This is a genomic window from Myroides sp. LJL116, from assembly GCF_054871685.1.
On the sequence record NZ_JBTXLR010000017.1, the window covers coordinates 24,072 to 41,089 of the forward strand.

The 17,018-nt window shown below is 32.5% G+C and carries 17 protein-coding genes; 4 read left to right on the forward strand and 13 right to left on the reverse strand.

Features of this window, described 5'->3' with window-relative positions; genetic code table 11:
- Positions 1–82: 82 nt before the first annotated feature.
- Together pheS and ACYSNM_RS11605 are read left to right on the forward strand one after the other, a co-directional pair.
- Positions 83–1,099: a phenylalanine--tRNA ligase subunit alpha gene (pheS, locus tag ACYSNM_RS11600; RefSeq protein ID WP_461757065.1), complete on the forward strand. Its 1,017-nt coding sequence runs from the start codon at positions 83–85 to the stop codon at positions 1,097–1,099.
- A gap of 506 nt (positions 1,100–1,605) precedes the next feature.
- A complete protein-coding gene (locus ACYSNM_RS11605) occupies positions 1,606–2,658 on the forward strand; it encodes a 2Fe-2S iron-sulfur cluster-binding protein (RefSeq protein WP_461757066.1) in 1,053 nt (350 codons plus the stop codon).
- Positions 2,659–2,711: 53 nt separating this feature from the next.
- Here the strand turns inward: ACYSNM_RS11605 and argH are convergent, their stop codons facing one another.
- From argH to ACYSNM_RS11660, 11 genes are all read right to left on the reverse strand, one after another.
- Positions 2,712–4,043, reverse strand: a complete 1,332-nt coding sequence (gene argH, locus ACYSNM_RS11610) for an argininosuccinate lyase (protein WP_461757067.1) — start codon at positions 4,041–4,043, stop codon at positions 2,712–2,714.
- Between the two features lies 1 nt (position 4,044).
- Entirely contained in the window at positions 4,045–5,109 is a 1,065-nt protein-coding gene (locus ACYSNM_RS11615; RefSeq protein ID WP_461757068.1) for a M20 family metallo-hydrolase, read from the reverse strand.
- A gap of 30 nt (positions 5,110–5,139) precedes the next feature.
- The gene (gene argB, locus ACYSNM_RS11620) at positions 5,140–5,922 is read right to left on the reverse strand and encodes an acetylglutamate kinase (protein ID WP_461757069.1); all 783 of its coding nucleotides are present in this window, start codon (positions 5,920–5,922) and stop codon (positions 5,140–5,142) included.
- A 23-nt stretch (positions 5,923–5,945) separates the two neighbouring features.
- Positions 5,946–6,938 carry a Rossmann-fold NAD(P)-binding domain-containing protein gene (locus ACYSNM_RS11625; protein ID WP_461757070.1) on the reverse strand — a complete coding sequence of 331 codons (993 nt, stop codon included), beginning with the start codon at positions 6,936–6,938 and terminating at the stop codon, positions 5,946–5,948.
- A 15-nt stretch (positions 6,939–6,953) separates the two neighbouring features.
- Positions 6,954–8,090: an aspartate aminotransferase family protein gene (locus tag ACYSNM_RS11630; RefSeq protein WP_461757071.1), complete on the reverse strand. Its 1,137-nt coding sequence runs from the start codon at positions 8,088–8,090 to the stop codon at positions 6,954–6,956.
- 12 nt (positions 8,091–8,102) lie between these two features.
- A complete protein-coding gene (gene argC, locus ACYSNM_RS11635; RefSeq protein ID WP_461757072.1) occupies positions 8,103–9,074 on the reverse strand; it encodes an N-acetyl-gamma-glutamyl-phosphate reductase in 972 nt (323 codons plus the stop codon).
- Positions 9,075–9,084: 10 nt separating this feature from the next.
- Positions 9,085–10,281 (reverse strand): argininosuccinate synthase, encoded by a 1,197-nt coding sequence (gene argG / locus ACYSNM_RS11640; protein ID WP_461757073.1) that lies wholly within the window; start codon positions 10,279–10,281, stop codon positions 9,085–9,087.
- A gap of 18 nt (positions 10,282–10,299) precedes the next feature.
- Entirely contained in the window at positions 10,300–10,980 is a 681-nt protein-coding gene (locus ACYSNM_RS11645; RefSeq protein WP_461753359.1) for a GNAT family N-acetyltransferase, read from the reverse strand.
- 392 nt (positions 10,981–11,372) lie between these two features.
- Positions 11,373–11,891 (reverse strand): adenine phosphoribosyltransferase, encoded by a 519-nt coding sequence (locus ACYSNM_RS11650; protein ID WP_461757074.1) that lies wholly within the window; start codon positions 11,889–11,891, stop codon positions 11,373–11,375.
- Positions 11,892–11,916: 25 nt separating this feature from the next.
- Entirely contained in the window at positions 11,917–12,960 is a 1,044-nt protein-coding gene (locus ACYSNM_RS11655) for a glycosyltransferase family 9 protein (protein WP_461757075.1), read from the reverse strand.
- Positions 12,961–13,037: 77 nt separating this feature from the next.
- A complete protein-coding gene (locus tag ACYSNM_RS11660) occupies positions 13,038–13,643 on the reverse strand; it encodes a DUF4254 domain-containing protein (protein ID WP_461757076.1) in 606 nt (201 codons plus the stop codon).
- Positions 13,644–13,702: 59 nt separating this feature from the next.
- Between ACYSNM_RS11660 and upp the strand changes: the two genes are divergently transcribed.
- Positions 13,703–14,356 carry a uracil phosphoribosyltransferase gene (upp, locus tag ACYSNM_RS11665; RefSeq protein WP_461753355.1) on the forward strand — a complete coding sequence of 218 codons (654 nt, stop codon included), beginning with the start codon at positions 13,703–13,705 and terminating at the stop codon, positions 14,354–14,356.
- On the opposite strand, the gene ACYSNM_RS11670 is transcribed toward upp, so the two are convergent.
- Positions 14,351–15,289: a DUF6427 family protein gene (locus ACYSNM_RS11670; RefSeq protein ID WP_461757077.1), complete on the reverse strand. Its 939-nt coding sequence runs from the start codon at positions 15,287–15,289 to the stop codon at positions 14,351–14,353. The genes upp and ACYSNM_RS11670 overlap by 6 nt on opposite strands.
- Before the next feature lie 113 nt (positions 15,290–15,402).
- Here ACYSNM_RS11670 and ACYSNM_RS11675 point away from each other — a divergent pair, with 113 nt between their 5' ends.
- A complete protein-coding gene (locus ACYSNM_RS11675) occupies positions 15,403–15,633 on the forward strand; it encodes a DUF6341 family protein (RefSeq protein ID WP_461753353.1) in 231 nt (76 codons plus the stop codon).
- A 7-nt stretch (positions 15,634–15,640) separates the two neighbouring features.
- On the opposite strand, the gene purD is transcribed toward ACYSNM_RS11675, so the two are convergent.
- A complete protein-coding gene (gene purD, locus ACYSNM_RS11680) occupies positions 15,641–16,912 on the reverse strand; it encodes a phosphoribosylamine--glycine ligase (protein ID WP_461753352.1) in 1,272 nt (423 codons plus the stop codon).
- Positions 16,913–17,018: the final 106 nt, after the last annotated feature.

Consider the following 17,018-nt stretch of genomic DNA (forward strand, 5'->3'; position numbering starts at 1 on the left):
TCCCTAATTATATTCATAATAAGGTTTTAAAATTTTAATGTCTAATTGAAAAGCAGTAAATTTGCTTTTTACTTTACTTAAGATGATAGATAAAATAAAAGAATACGTTGGTCAAGCAAAGGAGTTTACCACCGACAACAAAGAAACCCTTGAAGAATTCAGAATTAAATTCTTATCTAAAAAAGGAATATTAAATGACTTATTCGCCCACTTTAAAACAGTTCCAAATGATCAGAAGAAAGAGTTTGGACAGGCGATTAATTTATTAAAAAGCACTATTGAAAATAAAGTAAAGTCTATTCAAGATGAGTTAGACTCTAAAGATGTTCAAGGTCTTTTTGGAGATTTAACACGTCCTGGATATCCTACAGAAATTGGATCTAGACACCCTATTTCTTTAGTAAAGAATCAAATTGTGGATATCTTTAACTCTATTGGCTTTAATATTTCAGAAGGTCCAGAGATTGAAGATGATTGGCATAACTTCTCTGCATTAAACTTTCCGGAATACCACCCGGCAAGAGATATGCAAGATACTTTCTTTGTTCAAACAAATCCAGAGCACCTATTAAGAACACATACCTCATCGGTACAGGTTCGTTATATGGAAAAGAATACCCCTCCTTTACGTACAATTTCTCCAGGAAGAGTATTTAGAAATGAGGCGATTTCATCTCGTTCTCACTGTATTTTCCATCAAGTAGAAGGATTATACATTGATAAAGATGTTTCTTTCGCTGACTTAAAACAAACTCTTTTATATTTTACAAAAGAGATGTTTGGTAAATCAAAGATTCGTCTACGTCCATCTTACTTCCCATTTACAGAGCCAAGTGCTGAGGTAGATATTTATTGGGGATTAAAAACTGAAACAGATTACCGTATTACAAAAGGTACTGGTTGGTTAGAGATTATGGGTTGTGGAATGGTTGATCCTAACGTTTTAAAGAACTGTAACATTGATCCTAATGAATACAGTGGATTTGCATTTGGAATGGGAATAGAAAGAATTGCTATGCTTTTATACCAAATCGGAGATATTCGTATGTTCTATGAAAATGATGTACGTTTCTTAGAACAGTTTAAAACGAACTTCTAATCTATCCAAGGATATAGAATATAAAAGGCCATTTTTTTAAAGGGATACCCCCTTTTTAGAAAATAACTTTTAAAAAAATAAGAGAACGCTTATAAAGGATTTTTAAATCTTTTGTAAGCGTTTTTTAATGGTTAGAGTTAAATACCTAAATACTCTAGAGTACCCTAACCTATAAAAGGTCTTAATCCCTGTTTCTACATTATTTAATACTTATTATACTATACTAGTAAGAAGTTTGTAAATCAGTAGCTATAAACCTTTGTGCTGACATGACATTTTATTGTCCCATTATACATCCTATAACTCTTTTTTCCCAAGAGATAAGAAGGTGTACTTTTCTATTTTCAGCAAAAAACAAAGTAACTTTCTTATACCCTTTAATTCTAAAGTGATAAAATGAGATAATTTCGCTAGATTTTGCATATTATTTTTAGTTCTTATCTCATTTAATTTTCATTTAACTCTTTGTCTTTCGTATTTTTGTCTTTTACAAACTAAGCAAAACTATGTCTAAATTTAATTTATTAACTGTAAAGGAAATTCGTCAAGAAACACCTAATGCGGTATCTATCTTATTTGATATTCCTGCACAACTTCAAAAAGACTATAATTTTATTGCAGGACAATACATAAACATTAAACATACTTATAACCAAAAAGAAATAAGAAGAGCTTATTCTATTTGCTCTACTCCTGAATCTGGAGATGTTCGTATTGTGGTTAAAAATGTTGAAAATGGTGTTTTTTCACACTATGCTAATAAAGAACTTAAAGTAGGTGATACTCTTGAGGTAGATTTACCACAAGGTAGGTTTACTCTTCCAACCAATAAAGACAATCAAAATAATTATGCAGCCTTTGTAGCTGGTAGTGGTATCACTCCAGTAATGTCAATGATTGAAACTGTACTTGCAAGTGAACCTAAAAGTAAGTTTGTTTTAGTATATGGAAATAAAAGCGTGCAAGAGACTATCTTCCACACTACATTACATAACCTACAACAAAAATATCCAGAGCAATTGCATGTTCATTTTGTATTCTCTAGAGAGAAACAAGACAATGCACTTTTTGGAAGAATTGATAAAGCAGCAACTAACTTTGTTATTAATAATAAGCACAAAGAGGTAGAGTTCCAGAAGTATTTTTTATGTGGACCAGAAGCAATGATTGATATAGTAGCACATACTATTGAAGAGAAAGAAGGTTCTAAAGAAAAAGTAGCTTTTGAAATATTTACTCCAAATAACGATACTGTTGCACCTATTCAAGCAAGTTCTGACCTAGTAAAGGTTAGCGTATTGGTAGATGATATGGAAACTGTCTTTGAAATGAAAAAGGATACTATCCTTTTAGATGCAATCTTAGACCATGATATTGATGCACCTTATTCTTGTCAAGGAGGTATTTGTAGTTCTTGTATGTGTAAAGTAACTAAAGGAAGTGCTACAATGCGTAAAAACAGTATTTTATCAGATGAAGAAATTGCAGATGGGCTTATCTTATCCTGTCAGGCAATTGTTACATCAGATGAGATAAGTGTAGACTTCGATCAAATGTAATCAAAATAAAAAAAGGTCTTTGTATTTTTTATACAAAGACCTTTTACAAAAAATCACAACACTAAACTTACTAGTTTATCGTTTACTTGGTCAAAATTAAATTCGCTATATACGCGATTAAATTCCATTTTAACCTCTTGGTTCATCAGATTACCGATACTTCCTTGATGGGTGTGATTAACCTCTTTGGAAGGCTTATACGTACCTTGTTCTATAGATAAACCTATATCTTTATATGCATCTCTAAATGCAACTCCTTTTAATACTTGTTCATTAACTACCTCAACACTGAATAAGTAATCATATTTAGGATCTTCTAAAATAGATGGATTTACTTCAATATTATCTAGCATTAACTTTAAGATATCTAAACACTCTTTTAGAGAATCAAATGCTGGAAATAAATTCTCTTTTAATAACTGTAGATCTCTATGGTAACCACTTGGTAAATTAGTAGTCATTAAGGCAATCTCATTTGGTAATGCTTGTATCTTATTACATCTAGAACGTATTAATTCTAATACGTCAGGATTTTTCTTATGAGGCATTATACTTGATCCTGTAGTTAAATGATCCGGAAACTTGATAAAGCCCATATTTTGACTCATATATAAACAAGCATCCATAGAAAACTTAGCTAAAGTAGCAGCAATACTAGAAAGTCCTTGAGCTAAAACTCTTTCTGTCTTACCTCTTCCCATTTGAGCATAAACTACATTATAATTCATACTTTGGAATCCTAAAAGATCCGTTGTCATTTGTCTGTCTAATGGAAAAGAAGATCCATATCCAGCTGCAGATCCTAATGGGTTTTTATTGGTTATCTTCCACCCTGCAAGCATTAACTCTAAATCATCTACTAAACTCTCTGCATAAGCTCCAAACCATAATCCAAATGAACTTGGCATAGCTATTTGTAAATGCGTATATCCAGGAAGTAAAACGTCTTGGTGCTTATTACTTAATGTTTGTAGGGTTTCGAATAATACTTTTGTTTTTTGAACGATTTGCTCTATTTCAAAACGGAAATACAGTTTTAAATCCACTAAAACTTGATCGTTTCTTGATCTACCAGAGTGAATTTTTTTTCCTGCTTCCCCTATTCTTCTTGTTAGAAGTAACTCTACTTGAGAGTGAATATCTTCTACTTCTGGTTCAATGGTAAAATCTCCATTGATGATTTCTTTATATATATTTTTCAGCTCTTTTTCAATACTTTCTAAGTCCTCTTGGCTTAATAAACCAACAGCACAAAGCATTTTTGTATGGGCTAAAGAACCCAATACATCAAAAGCTGCTAAATTCAAATCTAATACTCTATCTTGACCTACCGTAAAAAGATCAACGTCTTGATTGACCTGGGTAGTTTTTTGCCATAATTTCATCTTACTTCACAATTTTAGTTAACATTTGTATATACAGCTCTACTCCTTCAAATATCTCCTGAACATAGATAAATTCATCAGCAGTATGAGAACGAGCCGAATCTCCAGGTCCACACTTTAACGAAGGAATACTAAGTAATGCTTGATCACTTGTTGTTGGAGAGCCATAGGTACTTCTTCCAAGCTCTATCCCTGCTAATACAATCGGATGATCCTTCGCTATAGAAGACGGCTTTAAACGTGTAGATCTAGCAGTAACCTGGCAATGTACATTTTGCTTTATTATTTCTAATACTTGCTCATTTGTATATGCATCAGTAACTCTAATATCTACAACAAAGTCACAAGTAGATGGTACAACATTATGTTGGGTCCCAGCATTAATCATGGTAACACTCATCTTGATTGGACCGAACTGTTCGGATTCTTTCTCAAACTTAAAGCTATTAAACCATAGAATATCTTGTATTGCTTTAAAAATAGCATTATCTCCTTCTTCCCTAGCTGCATGACCACTTTTCCCATGCGCTACACAGTCTAAAACCATTAAGCCACGCTCTGCAATAGCTAAATCCATTTTTGTTGGCTCACCTACAATTGCGAATTCTAAATCCCCCAATAATGGAACTACTAACTCTAATCCATCATTTCCAGATATTTCTTCTTCAGCAGTAGCAGCTAAACAGATATTATATTTTAAATCCTTTTGATCATAGAAATAAATAAAAGTTGCAATTAAACTAACTAAACAACCTCCAGCATCATTACTCCCTAGTCCAAATAACTTATCCTCTATAATCTGGGCTTGAAATGGATCTTTAGTATAATCCTTATTTGGTCGCACAGTATCGTGATGAGAATTTAATAGTATCGTTGGTTTTAAAGGATCATAGTACTTATTAAAAGCCCACACATTATTTAGCTTTCGATGTATTTCAACATTTTGAGAAGTAAGATAATTTGCGATTAAGTCAGCTGTCAAATTCTCTTGCTTACTAAAAGAAGGTGTTTGAATAAGCTGCTTTAAAAGTTCTATGCTTTGTTGTGTTATTTGTTTAATTTCCATGTTATAATGGTTTAGTTTAAAACTATTATTCTAATTTTCTATTGTTGTACCCTGAGCTGGATCTAAAAGATCCTGCGCTAATTTAATACATACTTTACTTACTCCTTGTTTGGTAGCAACTAAAGCATTCTGTATTTTAGGTACCATACCATCCTTTACAATTCCCTTGTCTAATAAGGAAGTAAAACTACTAGAGTTTATATTAGATATTACAGAGTTTGGATCCTTTATATCTATTAATACTCCTTTGTGTTCAAAACAATAAATAAGATCCACACTATAGTCTTGGGCTAAGGCGATACTTAAATTACTAGCAATAGTATCGGCATTAGTATTTAAGAGTTGCCCATTTTGATCTGCTGTTATTGCACAGAACACAGGATATAAATCCAAATCTAACAATTGCTCGATTCTCTTTACATTTACATCTTTGGCTTGGAAGTCACCTACAAATCCAAAATCAACAGGATCAATAGGTCTTTTACTTGCAGTGATAATTGCAGCATCACTTCCATTTAAGCCAATGGCATCACACTTCCTTTTTTGTAATAAAGCAGTAATAGTGGTATTTATAAGTCCTGCATAAACCATTACAGTTATAGGTAACATCTTATCACAAGTTACTCTCCTACCTTGAATCATAGTGGTAGGTAAGTCCAGATCGTTAGCCATTTTTGTAGCTAGCTTTCCTCCCCCATGTACTAAAATCTTCTTTCCTGGAATTTGAGCATATATGTCTAAGAAATCTTCTAATGCTTTAGCATCATCTACTATATTACCTCCTATTTTTACTACTGTAATTTTTTGTTGCATTCTCTTATTGCTTTGACTTATTATTACTTCAACATTTCTTTTAAAACCCCTTGTGCTGCCCAAACACGATTTCCAGCTTGCTCAATAACAATAGAACTATCACTATCTAAAACCTCAGAGCTTATTACTACATCTCTACGAACCGGTAGACAGTGCATTACTTTTGCATTATTAGTAGGAGCTAGTTTATCCAAAGTAAGCATCCATTGTGGATCTTTAGAAGTTATCTGTCCATAGTCTGAATAACTAGACCAGTTTTTCACATAAATAAAATCTGCGTCTTCTAAAGCTTTGTCTTGGTCATATTCTATTTGAGCACCTTGTGTAAACTCTTCTTTAAGCTCATATCCTTTTGGATGAGTAATTACAAAGTCAACTAGGCCATTGTCTTGCGCTTTACACATCCACTCAGCAAAGGAGTTAGGTACAGCTTGTGGTAAAGCCTTTACATGTGGTGCCCATGTTAGAACAACTTTTGGTTTCTTGGTTTTGGGTGTATATTTTTGTGTTTGATCATCATAATCGAATCCCCAATTCTCCACTATCGTGATTAAATCCGTTAAGCTTTGTAAAGGGTGTCTTGTAGCGCTTTCTAAACTAATTACTGGTTTATTACAATACTTGGTAAACTTAGTGAATAGCTCTTCGCTATAATCTTGTTCTGCATCTTGTAAAGATGGGAAACAACGTAAACCAAGAATATCGCAATATTCTCCCATAACAGCTGCAGCTTCTTTAATGTGTTCTGCTTTATCAGAATCCATCACTACGCCATCTTTGGTTTCCAATGCCCAGCCATCAGTACCCATATTTAAAACCATCACATTAATTCCTAAATTCATGGCGGCTTTTTGAGTACTCATCCTAGTACGTAAACTTGGATTCAAAAACACTAAACCAAGTGTTTTATTTTTCCCTAATGCCTGATCGGCAAAAGGAGAAGCTTTCCCTTGTAAAGCATCGTTTACAAGCTTATCCAAATTCTGTACATCGTTTACGCTAAAAAACTGTTTCATAATTCTATGAATTTTTTAATATTGGTTTAATCTAGTTTTAAATTTATCTAAAAAGATATCAGCTTGTTCTTTAGTAAGATTTAAAGCTGGTAGTAATCTAATCACATTAGGACTAGCTGTACCTGTAAAAATGTGGTCTTCAAAAAGAAGGTCTTTTCTCAGGTCTTTAAAAGAAGGGTCTAAGTCAATTCCTATCATTAATCCCTTACCTCTTATTTGATTTATTTTCTCTAAGCCTTTAAGGTTATCTATTAGATATTGTCCTATTGCTTGAGCATTTTCAATCATTTTATGCTCTTTTATTTGCTCTAATACCGCTAAGGCAGCGCTACATGCTAAATGGTTTCCTCCAAAGGTTGTTCCCAATTGTCCGTGCCAAGGTTTAAATTGATCACTCACTGCAATTGCACCAATTGGAAATCCGTTACCCATTCCCTTAGCCATGGAGTAAATATCCGCTTTGATATCTAAGTGGTCTAAAGCAAAGAACTTTCCTGTTCTTCCATAACCACTTTGTACTTCATCAGCAATAAATACACTATTATATTGTTTTGTTAGCTCTCTAATAGCAGTTGCAAATTCTTTTGTAGCTTCGATAATACCACCTACTCCTTGAATTGGCTCTAGAATTACCGCACAAATTTCATTACCATACTGCTTAAAAGCATTCTTTAAAGCATCTACATCATTATATGGTAAGAAAATAACATTATCCGATTCATTAACCGGTGCTACTATCTTAGGATTATCCGTAGCTAAAACAGCTAAAGAAGTTCTTCCATGAAATGCTCCACTAAAAGAGATAACCTTTTTTCTTTGATTATAAAAAGAAGCAAGCTTTAATGCATTTTCATTTGCTTCGGCACCAGAGTTACATAAAAATAACTGGTAATCTTGTAAGTTTGCTACTTCAGCAAGTAAATTTGCTACTTCTTGTTGTTTGGGAATTAGAATGGAATTGGAATAAAATCCTATCTTTTCTAATTGTTCTTTAATAGACTCTACATAATGTTTATTGCTATGCCCGATAGAAATCACTGCATGACCACCATATAAATCTAAATACTCTACTCCCTTATTATCGTAAACATAACTTCCTTTTCCTTGAACAATTTCAATAGGATTCAAAGGATAAACATCGTATAATTTCATCTTAAATTCTTTTTAAAAAGCAGATGCTTTTAATTTTAATCCCAAATCTTCAGGTAAGCCAAACATTAAATTCATATTTTGAACAGCTTGACCACTTGCCCCTTTTAATAAATTATCTATCGCACATGTAATTAGAATGTTATCTTCACTCTTTTCAATGGAAATAAGACATTTATTTGTATTAACTACTTGTTTTAAATCAATTGGATCCTCACTTAAAAAAGTAAATGGAGCATCTTGATAAAACGTTTTATATACTGCTTGCAAATCCTCTAATGAATCATTGCTTTTTAAAACAACACTAACAAAAATTCCCCTTGCAAAATCTCCTCTTTGTGGAATAAATTGGATGGTATTTTCATAGTTGTCTTGTAATTGCGTCAGACTCTGTCCTATCTCACCTAAATGCTGATGCTCAAAAGCTTTGTAAACAGATATATTATTGCTTCTATAGCTAAAATGAGTAGTTGCACTTGGTCTTTGCCCTGCTCCTGTACTTCCTGTTAGTGCAGTTAAGCATATTTGTTCTGGTAATTTGTTTTGCCCAGCTAGTGGTAATAAAGCCAGTTGAATTGCTGTTGCAAAGCAGCCAGGATTAGCAATATAACTACTTTGTTTTATCTGTTCTTTATTTAACTCAGGTAATCCATAAACAAATGGATTGTCCTGCTTTTTTAAACGATAGTCTTGACTTAAATCAATGATTTTAATGGATTCATTGATTGGATTGTTATCTAAAAACACTTTAGAATCTCCATGTCCCATGCATAAGAATAATACATCAATATCTTGGGAAAAGGCATCTGTAAATTCTAACTCAGTATCTCCAATTAAATCGCGATGTACCTGGTAAACTTTTTTATTTGCGTTACTATTACTATGAATGTAACTAATATCTACCGCAGGATGATTCAACAAAATACGAAGTAGCTCACCACCTGTATATCCAGCTCCTCCAAGAATACCAACTTTTATCTTTTGCATTTTCATATTATTATTTTTCCTTATTATTAATTAAGTGCCAAATCATTGTTTGGTTACCAAATACTTTAGAGAATCCTTTTACATCTTCTCCAGTCCAAGCATTGTTCATTTCTCCGTAGCTACCGAACTCATTGCTCATTAAATCAAATGCAGATTCGATTCCTACTATTACAAATCTATGAGGATGTAACTCCACAAAAACACTACCTGTTACGCTTTTTTGGGTACTTTCTAAGAAAGCCTCCATATCACGCATAATTGGATCATGGAATTGTCCTTCGTGTAAATGGTTTCCATAGAAAGATCCTAATTGTTCTTTCCAGCTCAATTGCCATTTTGTTAAGGTATGCTTTTCTAAAGTATGGTGAGCTTTCACTAAAATAACTGGACCTGCAGCCTCAAATCCAACTCTACCTTTAATTCCAATGATAGTATCTCCAACGTGAATATCTCTTCCAATTCCATAAGGTTGAGCCATATCTTGAAGAGTTTGAATCACCTTAGTTGGCTCCATAGTCACTCCATTTAAAGCAACTGGCTCTCCTTTTACAAATGAAATCTCTACTGTTTCACTTCCTGTTTTAGTAATTGGGGTTGGCCAAGCATGCTCTGGTAAGTACTCTCTAGAATTTAAAGTTTCTTTTCCACCTACAGAAGTTCCCCAAAGTCCTTTATTGATAGAGTAAAGCGCTTTTTCTGCGTTGATTTCTACTCCGTGTTTTTGTAAGAATTCGATTTCTTGCTCTCTACTTAATTTCAAATCTCTAATTGGAGTGATGATTTGAACATTAGGAACTAAGATATTGAAAATCATATCAAAACGTACTTGGTCATTTCCAGCACCTGTTGATCCATGGGCTACTGCTTGTGCTCCAATCTTCTTAGCGTAGTTTGCAATTGCAGTTGCTTGACAAACTCTTTCTGCACTTACTGATAATGGGTATGTTCCGTTTTTAAGTACGTTTCCAAATATTAGGTATTTTACACTCTCTTGGTAATAGCTTTGTGTTTGATCAATACAAACGTGAGAAGCAACTCCTAAAGCAAAAGCTTTCTTTTCAATTTCTGCTAACTCTTCTTGATCGAATCCACCTGTATTTACAACTACAGAGTGTACTTCATATCCTAATTCTTCTTTTAAATATATAACGCAAAAGCTAGTGTCTAATCCTCCGCTAAATGCTAAAACTATTTTCTTATTGTTCATCTTGGTTGTGTGTATAAATTAAAATAAATGGGTTTTTTTTATTGTTTTTCTTAACTGAATTTGAAGCTTCTTCAATAAGGACTGCTTCTTTTTCATACGTTGCAAACGTTCTTTAGCCTCTTGTCTAAGATCTATTTTACTGCGCAATTTTTTTTGCTTATCTAAAGGATCCCATAACATGGCTGTACATAAACAATTCTTTTTCTCCTTGCTTTGTAAGATTTGAAAGTTTACGCAACTCTCACATCCTTTCCAGAAGGTCTCGTCTTGAGTTAGAGCAGAATATGGAACTGGTTCGTAGCCTAATTCAGAGTTAATTTTCATTACAGCAAAACCTGTAGTTAAACCGAAAATTTTTGCCTCTGGATATTTACTTCTTGATAGCTCAAAAATTCTCTTTTTGATAGCCTTAGCTAGGCCTTCTTCTCTAAAAATGGGATTAACTATTAAACCTGAGTTAGCAACATACTCTCCGTGGCCCCAAGTTTCTATATAACAAAAACCTGCCCATCTTCCGTCCTTATGCAGTGCTATAACAGCTTTACCTTCAAGCATCTTGCCTGCTATGTATTCGGATTTTCTCCTAGCAATACCAGTACCACGAGCTTTGGCAGATTGAGCCATTTCTTCACAAATTTGTTCAGCGTAATCCACATGTGTGTGATCTGCTGGTACAACCAGAAATTGATTTGAATTCATTCTAAATCAGTGAATTAAAATCCAAGTAGCCACAAGCAAAAGCGTAATACAAGTATACAGCAATGCCTTAGGTTAATTGAAAAACATTAAAATTATGGATAAAAAATCGATGATGTAAAAACTACATCATATATATAAGAATAGGCAAAGTGTAATTATGCCCAAAACCGCGAAGACCGCGAGAAAAAATTCAATAGCACAACTGGCATCGAAAGCTCGATGTAGTTTTTTAAATCTCCTATATGTAGGTTTGTGTGCTTCATTTTGAATTATTTGCTAAATGCAAGTGCAAATATTTCGAATTATTTTTGAGAAATCCAAATTTATTTCAAAAAAAAATCCAATTAAAAAATTAATTGGATTTTTTTACTTGATATATGCTAAACAACTCACTAATAAGTTATTAAACTTTTCACATCGTAAGATTTTATTTTATCTCTTCCATTTAAGAAGCTTAATTCCATTAAGAAATTTAAACCTACAATCTCTCCGCCTAAAGATTCTACTAATTTACATACAGCTTGAGCAGTACCACCTGTTGCTAAAACATCATCATGAATTAATACTTTTTGACCTGGCTTGATTGCATCTTTGTGCATTTCTAGGATATCTGTACCGTATTCTAAACTAAACTCTTCTGATATCTTCTCACAAGGCAATTTATTTGGTTTACGAACTGGTACAAATCCAGCACCCAACTTATAAGCTAAAATAGTAGCAAAGAAAAACCCTCTACTTTCCATTCCAACTACTACATCAATTTTTTGATCTCCAATAAGATCTAAAAGTGCATTTGTTGTCTGAACAAGCGCATAATGATCATTTAATAAAGGAGTAATATCTTTAAAAACAACCCCTTCTTTTGGAAAATCCTGTACGTCTCTTATGTATTTTTCAATTTCAAACTCCATCTTTATAATTTTTAAAAATAGTGAACTATACTTTTTTTATTTCATTAATTACTTTATCACACACCATCATTGGATCAATGCTACGCATAACATCTTGATAACCTTCTACCTCTTTATTACCATATACAGAAGTTGGCAGTAAAGGATATTTATCTCTATCAGCAGTTATACAATAATCTAAAGGCTGATTAAAAGGAGAAAAACCTGCATAAGGATGGGTTGCTCCCCAAAGAGTAATTACCTTAACTCCTAGCATTGCTGCAATATGAGCATTCCCAGAATCCATAGATAGCATTAAATCTAAATTATGAATCAAATTCAACTCTACGTCTAATTTAACCTTTCCTGCTATAACAATTACATTGTGGTTATCCCTTTTTAATTGATTTAAAAGAGCTACCTCTTTCTCACCTCCTCCAAATAAAAACAAAATAGACTTCTCTCTTTCTGCCAAAGTATCGATGACCTTTTGCATCAAATCCAAAGGATATACCTTAGAGGAATATTGTGCAAATGGAGCAATACCAATCCAATAGGTATCTTTACTTTTTACATAAGGTAATAGCTCAGGAGCTAAAGCAGGCTTTTGTGGAAATGTTGGATTATCTAAGTTAACTTTAATACCTAACTTATCCAATGTTTTTAAATGGTTTTCAAACATAGTAGGAACAGGTTTGAAAATCTTATTGCTCAATGAAGTAAGTGCCTTCTTTTGCTTACGACCTTTATCTAATGCAGCAACTTTTACGCCACTTAAACTAAATAGAGTTCGAACGAAACTAGAGCGCAATACATTGTGAAAGTCTGCAAAATAATCTACTTTCTTAGCCTTGATATCCTTGTATAATTGATATAACCCTTTGATGCCTTTATGCCTTTTCTTTAGATCAATAGCCATAAACTCGACCCTGTCTATTCCTTGAAAAAAAGGTTTGAAAAAAGGTCTAGATACAACGGTTACACGAATATCTTTATGTTGTTCTACCAAAGCACGAACAACAGGCACAGTCATGGCTACGTCTCCCATAGCAGATAGCCGGAAAATAACAATATGTTTGGGTTTTTCCATATCAATGTAATTACTGTTTTTCAACAATAAAAGCGTGAAAAATTCACGCTTTTAGTATTGAAAAAAATCAGATATAACTATTTTTTATTTTGGTATAATACAGGGTTTAATTCCTCATCATTATACATTTTCATTTGTTTATACACTTTCATGTATTTTTTACCTTCAGAGATATCACTTAACAAATCATCAATTGCAGTTGTTAAGTCTTTCTTTTGTTCTAATAAAACATCTAATTTCTCTTGGCATTTTTGTCTGTGCTCTACGGAAGCTTCTTGTCTATTAGCTTCTTCTTGCATATGATAAATCTTAAGAGCTAAAATAGATAGACGGTCAATTGCCCAAGCAGGACTTTCTGAATTAATTTTAGCATCTTCTTGTATAGCTACATCTTTATACTTTTGAAGAAAATAGCTATCAATATATTCAACCATATCAGTTCTTTCTTGATTTGAAGCATCAATTCTACGCTTTAAAGCTAATGCTCCTACAGGATCAATTTGAGGGTCTCTAATGATATCCTCGAAATGCCATTGTACCGTATCAATCCAGTTCTTTAAATATAAAAGATGTTTAATATCATCTTTAGGATAAGGATTCGAAATTGGTTGATCTACATTATCAAAAGTGTGATAATCTTTAATTACTTGTTCGAATATAGGAAATGCTAGTTCTGAAAACATGATAAATATTTTATTTACAAATATAGTTTTAATACTTTTATACTACTAATTATATTTATATGAAAATTCACTATATCTCCGAGCAAAATAGTATCTTAAATCATTTTCTAGCACAATTACGTGATGTAGATGTACAAAAAGATAGTATGCGATTTAGAAAAAACATTGAGCGAATTGGTGAAATAATGGCTTATGAGCTAAGTAAAAACTTACAGTATAAGCAAATCAACGTTCAAACTCCTCTTGGAATTAAAAACACTACATGTATTGAGGATAAAGTAGTATTGTGTTCTATTTTAAGAGCTGGTTTAGCCCTACATACAGGCTTTATGAATTTCTATGATGATGCTGAAAATGGTTTTGTATCTGCTTATAGATCCCATAACAAACAAGATAATACAAGTGAAATTCTAGTAGAATATCAAGCTGCACCATCTTTTAATGATAAGGTATTAATCATGATTGACCCTATGCTTGCCACTGGACAATCTTTAGTGGCAGTAATCAATAAGCTATTGGTAGATCAAACACCTAAAGAATTACATATTGCTGTTGTTATTGCAGCTCCAGAGGGTATTAGTTATTTAAAAGAAAACCTGCCTTCAAATGTACATTTATGGGTTGCTACTTTGGATCAAGGATTGGATCAAAATAACTATATCATACCTGGATTGGGAGATGCAGGAGACTTAGCCTATGGCCAAAAGCTATAGGAGAACCTGAGCGATAAAGAAAAATAACCCCAAAATAAATACAGAATATACCACGGCTTCTTGTTGCCATTTTTGGGGTATATTATCTAAATAATTAGCACCTAAAATAGATAATGGGAAAAAAGAAAATAGTAGAATTGCATTACTTTTTTCTGGAGAAATAATATATACTGCTACCCCTATTACAAAAGTCAATAAAATCTTTTTGTACATATTTTGCATGTTGTAAGCTTTTTGTCCAAGGCTTAAGGTTTCCGAGGTAAAAAACAAAACAGATATAGAGGCAAATACTGCTAAGGCTATATTGGCAAAAACATCATCAAAATATAAGAAATTTAAACTCATATCAAACCTTCCATCTAACCACTGTTGCAGAGGAATATTGGTGATTTGTAAATAAAGACATATACCTATAAAGACAGTTAAAAAAGCCAATAAAGGAATAATCCAGTTCCTAAAGTCCTTTTGAACAAATGAAATAAGAGCTACAAAAAGCAGAATTAAAAACAGTATGCTCCAAAAATGGAATAAACTCGCCATTAAAATCCACAAAGAAGCATCAAAAATTTTCTCCTTAGATTGCTTTAAAGAGTGTAAGGAAAAAATTCTTCTTAAAGCCAACATTATAAAATAATTAGAAACAATAAGCTTAGCACTTGTTAGTAAACTAGGAAAAAACAAAATAAAACTAACAAATAATAAAGGTACAAATGCATGATCTCTAACCAATCGATTGCGAGAAACAATAAATTGGGATAAATACATCATTAATAGTAAAAGCACTAACTCTATTGTGTACTCTGTTGATTCCAGAAGAGTAATTTGCTGTACCTCAATAGTAGTTAACTGATAAATTACATATGCAAAAACAAGTAACACTGTAAGTATAATATAATTAATCGGTTTTGTTTTACTAAAAACACTTGCTAACATTTATATATTTTATATTTTTGTAACTAATATGGAGTGTTCTCTTTTTTTACAAAGAGTAAGACCTATATTACGGATTAATAAAAATAATTTTATTTAATTTAAAATAAAGTAAAATGACTTCATTATTTAATGGAATTGGATTCCTATTCGAAAGAGTTCTTTTTTTACCAATGGATTATTTGGCTAAATTAGAACTAACAAATTGGTGGGCTGCTAATACAGTGACTTGGATTTTCATCCTGATTACTTGTTATTACTTTGTATACTGGTTAAAACAACTAGAAATTTTCAAAGCAAATAATGAGGATGATCAAGATACTACAGCCCACTCATTCTTAAAATAGTCTCATCTTAAAGATCAAATCCAAGATCTTTTCGATAATTAATCTTATCAAAACAAATTTTATTTATGTTTTGATAAGATTTTTTTAATGCCTCTTGGAAGTTATCTCCTAAAGAAGTAACTGCCAATACCCTACCACCATTTGTAACAACAGTTTGGTCTTTTAATGTAGTACCTGCATGAAAAACTAAAGATCCTTCTACTTGATCTAAACCACTAATTGCTTTTCCTTTTTCATAGTCCTCTGGATAACCACCGGAAACTAACATTACTGTTGCAGCTGTATTATCGTGAATTTCAATTTCTATATCGTTTAAAGTTTCATTAGCAATACTTTTAAATATTGTAACTAAATCACTTTTTACAAGTGGTAGAACTACCTCCGTTTCAGGGTCTCCCATTCTAACATTGTATTCAATTACATAAGGGTCGTCTCCAACTTTAATTAAACCGATAAAAACAAATCCTTTAAAGTTTAAGTTATCCTTTTTGATTCCTTCAATTGTAGGAATAACAACACGTTGTTCAATTTTATCCATGAACTCTTTAGTTGCAAAAGGTACAGGGGAAATAGCTCCCATTCCTCCAGTATTTAAACCAGTGTCTCCTTCTCCAATTCTTTTGTAATCTTTTGCTGTTGGTAAAATCTTATAACTCTTCCCATCAGTTAATACAAAGCAACTAAGCTCAATACCAGATAAAAATTCTTCAATAACTACTTTAGAACTAGCATCTCCAAATTTAGCATCCACAAGCATATCTTCTAATTCTTGCTTAGCCTGATCTAAATCTTCTAAAATAACAACTCCTTTACCTGCTGCTAATCCATCTGCCTTTAAAACATAAGGTGCTTTCAGAGTCTCTAAAAATGCCTTTCCTTGCTCTATTGTATCCTTAGTGAAAGATTGGTATGCAGCTGTTGGAATATTGTGACGAAATAAAAATTCTTTAGCAAAATCCTTACTACCTTCTAATTGCGCTCCTTTTTGAGATGGACCAATTACAGGAATATTTTTCAACTCTTGATCTTGTAGAAAAAAGTCAACAATCCCACGTACTAAAGGATCTTCAGGACCAACTACTACCATATCAATATCGTATTGTAATACGGCAGTTTTAACTGCTTGAAAATCATTTGGATTTAAAGCTAAGTTTTGAGCAATTTGAGCTGTACCAGCATTTCCAGGAGCTACATATAGCTTTTGGCAATGTTCGCTTTGAAGCATTTTCCAAGCAAAAGCATGCTCGCGTCCACCGGAACCTAATAATAAAATATTCATTGTATTGTGTTGTTTGTAATTATGCATCAAAAATAACTTATTTTACTGAACTATTAAAAAATAGTATTCTAATAAAAAAGGCATTAACTAAATAGTTAATGCCTTT

Bases quoted from the DNA above. Each gene is read 5' to 3' on its own strand.
- pheS (WP_461757065.1), top strand. From the start codon at position 83: ATGATAGATAAAATAAAAGAATACGTTGGTCAAGCAAAGGAGTTTACC.
- ACYSNM_RS11605 (WP_461757066.1), top strand. From the start codon at position 1,606: ATGTCTAAATTTAATTTATTAACTGTAAAGGAAATTCGTCAAGAAACA.
- argH (WP_461757067.1), bottom strand. From the start codon at position 4,043: ATGAAATTATGGCAAAAAACTACCCAGGTCAATCAAGACGTTGATCTT.
- ACYSNM_RS11615 (WP_461757068.1), bottom strand. From the start codon at position 5,109: ATGGAAATTAAACAAATAACACAACAAAGCATAGAACTTTTAAAGCAG.
- argB (WP_461757069.1), bottom strand. From the start codon at position 5,922: ATGCAACAAAAAATTACAGTAGTAAAAATAGGAGGTAATATAGTAGAT.
- ACYSNM_RS11625 (WP_461757070.1), bottom strand. From the start codon at position 6,938: ATGAAACAGTTTTTTAGCGTAAACGATGTACAGAATTTGGATAAGCTT.
- ACYSNM_RS11630 (WP_461757071.1), bottom strand. From the start codon at position 8,090: ATGAAATTATACGATGTTTATCCTTTGAATCCTATTGAAATTGTTCAA.
- argC (WP_461757072.1), bottom strand. From the start codon at position 9,074: ATGCAAAAGATAAAAGTTGGTATTCTTGGAGGAGCTGGATATACAGGT.
- argG (WP_461757073.1), bottom strand. From the start codon at position 10,281: ATGAACAATAAGAAAATAGTTTTAGCATTTAGCGGAGGATTAGACACT.
- ACYSNM_RS11645 (WP_461753359.1), bottom strand. From the start codon at position 10,980: ATGAATTCAAATCAATTTCTGGTTGTACCAGCAGATCACACACATGTG.
- ACYSNM_RS11650 (WP_461757074.1), bottom strand. From the start codon at position 11,891: ATGGAGTTTGAAATTGAAAAATACATAAGAGACGTACAGGATTTTCCA.
- ACYSNM_RS11655 (WP_461757075.1), bottom strand. From the start codon at position 12,960: ATGGAAAAACCCAAACATATTGTTATTTTCCGGCTATCTGCTATGGGA.
- ACYSNM_RS11660 (WP_461757076.1), bottom strand. From the start codon at position 13,643: ATGTTTTCAGAACTAGCATTTCCTATATTCGAACAAGTAATTAAAGAT.
- upp (WP_461753355.1), top strand. From the start codon at position 13,703: ATGAAAATTCACTATATCTCCGAGCAAAATAGTATCTTAAATCATTTT.
- ACYSNM_RS11670 (WP_461757077.1), bottom strand. From the start codon at position 15,289: ATGTTAGCAAGTGTTTTTAGTAAAACAAAACCGATTAATTATATTATA.
- ACYSNM_RS11675 (WP_461753353.1), top strand. From the start codon at position 15,403: ATGACTTCATTATTTAATGGAATTGGATTCCTATTCGAAAGAGTTCTT.
- purD (WP_461753352.1), bottom strand. From the start codon at position 16,912: ATGAATATTTTATTATTAGGTTCCGGTGGACGCGAGCATGCTTTTGCT.